Source organism: Simplicispira sp. (genome assembly GCF_028687295.1).
Classification (GTDB): Bacteria; Pseudomonadota; Gammaproteobacteria; order Burkholderiales; family Burkholderiaceae_C; genus Simplicispira; species Simplicispira metamorpha.
Window position 1 is genome coordinate 1 of record NZ_JAQUAL010000227.1, and the last position, 2968, is coordinate 2968.

Below are 2968 nucleotides of genomic sequence, written 5' to 3' on the forward strand. Positions count from 1 at the left end.
GCCATCACGTTCCTGGGCATGGACACCGTGCGCAACATTTGCGTGCAGTACATGCTGGCCCAGGCCTTCAAGCCCGAGCTGCGCGCCGCCCAGCGCTCGTTTGACACCATCTGGCGCTCCAGTGCCATTGCCAGCGAGCTGTGCCTGCGCCTGGCCCAGGCGCTGGGCCTGCCCGACCACGGTGCGCTGGCCACCAAGGTGGTGATGGTGTTTGTGGGCCACCTGGCTGCTGCCTCGCTGCTGCCGCACAACACCGTCGAAGAATGGCTGGTGCTGGACCGGCTGCACCGCGCCAAGCTGGAGCAAGAGGTGATTGGCCTGAGCGCTGGCGAGATCGGCACCCTGGTCTTGCGCACCTGGGAGCTGCCGCAAGAGCTGGTGGGCGATGTGGCCGCCACCAGCCGCGTGCTGGTCACGCCCGCCAGCGCCGCCGACGCGCAGCAGGTGCCGCAGCTGGCACTGGCCTATTTGTGCGTGGGCCTGGGCGAGCGGCTGGCGCTGGGCCAGTTGTCGTCGCTGGGTGATGTGGACTTGTGGGGGCACGTTGGCCCCGACGCCTTTCATCTGCGCTCTTACCTCACGCACCCTGCGCTGGCTGCGTTGCCCGAGCTCCTGCGCTCTCCGCCCCTGGAAGAGGCCGTGCAGCAAATGCTGGGCAAAAGCCAGGTGCTGGTGTAAGCGTGCTGCCATGCACCATGCGCACCGCCCACGGCTGCCATGCCTGCGCACGCAGACGTTGAGACCTGTTTTTTCTTTTTTCGGAACCACGCCATGTTCGCTCTCCGCCGCCATTTTCTGAACCGCGCTGTGCGCGCCGCCTGCGCCCTGGCCACCGTGTGCGCCACGGGCTGGGCACTGGCGCAGCCGCCCAAGCCGGTGCATATCCTGGTGGGTTTTCCGCCCGGCGGTGGCTCGGACGCCATTGCCCGGCTGCTGGCCGACAAGCTCAAAGAACCCCTGGCCACCAGCGTGGTGGTGGACAACCGCCCTGGCGCTGGTGGGCAGATTGCGGCGCAAGTGCTCAAAGCGGCCCCTGCCGATGGCACCACGCTGTTTTTGTCGCACGACCACACCATCTCCATCTTGCCGCTGGTGGTCAAGAACCCCGGTTACGACCCGGTGCGTGACTTTGTGCCGGTGGCTGGTATTGCCACTTTTGTCAACGCCCTGGCCGTCTCGGGTGGCACGCCAGCGCAGGGCTTTGGCGACTATGTGGAGTGGGTCAAGGCCCAGGGGGGCAAGGGCGCGGTGGGCATTCCGGCGCCCGCATCCACCCCCGAATTTCTGGTCAAGCTGATCGGCCAGAAGTACCAGCTTGATCTGGTGGCCGCCCCTTACCGTGGCAGCGCGCCCATGCTGGCCGACATGCTGGGCAACCAGATTGCTGCGGGCGTGGGCTCGGTGCAAGACTTCATCGAGAACCACAAGGCGGGCAAGATCCGCGTGGTGGGCGTGCTGGGCGGCAAGCGCCAGGCCGCCTTGCCTGATGTGCCCACCTTCGATGAACTGGGCCTCAAGGGCTTTGACGACCTGCCGTACTACGGCATTTACGCCCCCAAGGGCACGCCAGAGCGCGAGGTCAAGCGCCTGTCTGCTGCCGTGGCCCAGGTGCTGGCCCTGCCCGAGGTGCGCGACCAGCTCACCGCACTGGGCCTGACGGTGGGTTACATGACCCCGCAGCAACTGGCCCAGCGCGAGCGCGCCTACACCCAGGTCTGGCGCAAGATCATCCAGGACAGCGGTTTTCAGCCGCAGTAAAGCGCGTTAGCCTGCCCTTGCAACGGCCTGCCTGTGTGCAGGCCGTTTTGTTCTCTCACCTCTTTGGAGCCACTGCGTGAATCCTCTCTCCACCTTGCTTGCCGCCAGCCTGCTGCTGGCCACCAGTGGCGCCCAGGCCTTGCAGATCACCCGCTTTTCACCCCAGGGCGATGTGGCCCCGGTACGCCAGGTGCGGGCCCAGTTCGATGGCGCAGCGGTGCGCTTTGGCGACCCCAAGGCCCCGGCGCCGCTGGAAGTGCGTTGCAGCGATGCCCAGGCCAGTGCGGGCACAGGCCGCTGGACCAGCGAGCGCGAGTGGGTGTTTGACTTTGCCCGCGACCTGCCACCCGGCGTGGCCTGCACGGTGCAGGCAAAAACAGGATTCAAATCGGCCTCTGGGGCAGCACTGACGGGCGCTACCAGCTATCAATTCAATAGTGGCGGCCCGGTAGTGCAAGACGTGCGCCCCGACACCTGGGAAGAGATCGATGAAGAACAGTTTTTTGTGCTGCAACTCAACGGCGCAGCCAGCCCCGCCAGCGTGCAGCAGAACGCCTGGTGTGCTGCCGAGGGCATGGGCGAGCGCATTCCCGTGCGCCTGATCGAAGGCAAAGAGCGCACCGAGCTGTTGCAAACCCAGCGCCTGCAACAGCGCGCGGCCAAAGACCCGCTGGCCTGGGTCACGCTGGCGTGCAACCGGCGCCTGACGCCTTCAGCCAAAGTGCAGCTGGTCTGGGGCGCGGGCGTGGCCACACCCAGCGGGGTGCTTAACCGCGTGGAAAAACGCTTTGCCTACACGGTGCGCGCTCCGTTCACCGCGCAATGGCGCTGCGAGCGCGAGAACGCCCAGGCCGCCTGCCTGCCGATCCGGCCCATGGCGCTGGCCTTCAGTGCGCTGGTGCCTGCCAAGCTGGCGGCAGCCATCCGGTTGAAGTCGAAAAACGAAACCATCCAACCCCGGCTGGGCGATGCCGATGGCAGTGGTGATGGCGAAAAAGTCGCCCCCGATACCCTGGTTGATCGCATCACTTTTGCCGCCCCGCTGGCCGAGAACACCGCCTTCACGCTGGAGCTGCCCAAAGGTTTTCAGGACGCCGCAGGGCGCACCCTGGCCAATGCCGCCAGCTTTCCGCTGAAGGTGGCCACGGGCAGCATGCCGCCGCTGGCCAAGTTTGCCGCCGCGCCGTTCGGCATCGTGGAGCGCTTTGCC

The 2968-nt window shown here is 66.5% G+C and carries 3 protein-coding genes; all 3 read left to right on the forward strand.

The features are described 5' to 3' along the window. Positions 1–678, forward strand: a 678-nt coding sequence (locus PHX69_RS15925; protein WP_288045098.1) for an HDOD domain-containing protein, incomplete at its 5' end; no start/stop codon positions are given. Positions 679–771: 93 nt separating this feature from the next. Further along, on the forward strand, positions 772–1758 hold the full coding sequence (locus PHX69_RS15930) for a Bug family tripartite tricarboxylate transporter substrate binding protein (protein WP_288045101.1): 987 nt from the start codon (positions 772–774) through the stop codon (positions 1756–1758). 76 nt (positions 1759–1834) lie between these two features. After that, on the forward strand, positions 1835–2968 hold a 1134-nt coding region (locus tag PHX69_RS15935), incomplete at its 3' end, for an Ig-like domain-containing domain (protein WP_288045103.1).

What these genes read in the sequence shown, in the direction of transcription:
- PHX69_RS15930 (WP_288045101.1), top strand. Translation starts at nt 772, where the DNA reads ATGTTCGCTCTCCGCCGCCATTTTCTGAACCGCGCTGTGCGCGCCGCC.